Source organism: Spirillospora sp. NPDC046719 (assembly GCF_040645715.1).
Lineage (GTDB): Bacteria > Actinomycetota > Actinomycetes > Streptosporangiales > Streptosporangiaceae > Spirillospora.
Map to the genome: position 1 here is coordinate 1 of NZ_JBEYYT010000917.1, position 1,254 is coordinate 1,254.

Consider the following 1,254-nt stretch of genomic DNA (forward strand, 5'->3'; position numbering starts at 1 on the left):
CCCCGTCCCGCACGGACACCCCGGGCGGCGGGCTGCGCTGGGGACCGCTCGACGCGGCCGCGCAGGAGCACGGGCTGGCGGTGACCGGCGCCGACGCGCCCCAGGTCGGCGTCGCCGGCACGGCGCTCGGCGGCGGGTTCGGCTGGCTGCACCGGCTGTACGGGCTGACCTGCGACAACCTGGTCGAGGCCGAGGTGGTCACGGCGGACGGCGCGACGCACCGGGTCGACGCGGGCAGCGAGCCGGAGCTGTTCTGGGCGCTGCGCGGCGGCGGGGGGAACTTCGGTGCGGTGACGCGGACGCGGTTCGCGCTGCATCCCCTGCGCGAGCTGACCGGCGGCGTGCTCATCCATCCGATCGAGCGCGGGGCGCGGGTGCTGCGCCGCTACCAGGAGGTCGCCGACGCGGCGCCCGGGCGGCTCGCGGTCCGGCTGACGCTGATGGCCGCGCCGCCCGCGCCCTTCGTCCCCGAGCCGGTGCGCGGCCGTCCCATCGTGATGGTCGGCGTCGCCGCGTTCGCCCCGGCGGACGAGGCGGAGCGGATGCTGCGCCCCCTGCGCGAGTTCGGGCCGCCGGTCGCCGACGCCGTCCGGCCGATGTCCTACCTCCAGCTGCAGCAGCCGCCGAACCGCTTCCCCGAAAGGCAGCGCGCCCACGGCGCGAGCCACTTCCTGGGCCGGCTCGACGACGCCGCCATCGACGGGCTGCTGGCCGCCGCCGCGGACGCCCCCGGACGCCTCGCCATGCTGCAGATCCAGCAGCTCGGCGGCGCCATCGCCGAGACGCCGCCCGAGGCCACCCCGTTCGGCTTCCGCGACGCGGCCCACCTCGTGGCCGTCAACGCCCTGGCCGAACGCGACGACGCGACCGCCGGCCTCGCCGCCTGGAGCGCGAAGGCGTCGGCGGCGATCCGCCCCCACGCGACCGGCGGCCCCTACGTCAACTTCGTCTCCGCGGACGAGCCCGCGACGTACGTGCCGGGCGCGTACGCCCCGGACGCCTACGCGCGGCTCACCGCGGTCAAGAAGGCGTACGACCCGGACAACCTGTTCCGATTCAACGCCAACATCGCCCCCTCGGCGGCCCCGTCCGCGCCGCGACCCCAGGAGTAGACACATGGACCAGGACGCACCAGCCCGGGACGCCTTCCGCCTCGACGACAGGGTCGCGGTGGTCACCGGCGCCGGGCGCGGCATCGGCGCCGCGACCGCGGTCGAGCTGGCCCGCGCGGGCGCCGACGTGGTGATCGCGGCG

1 protein-coding gene is annotated in these 1,254 nt (G+C 77.4%); it reads left to right on the plus strand.

Features of this window, described 5'->3' with window-relative positions; genetic code table 11:
* On the plus strand, positions 1-1,112 hold a 1,112-nt coding region (locus tag ABZ914_RS51555; protein WP_500201842.1), incomplete at its 5' end, for an FAD-binding oxidoreductase.
* Positions 1,113-1,254: the final 142 nt, after the last annotated feature.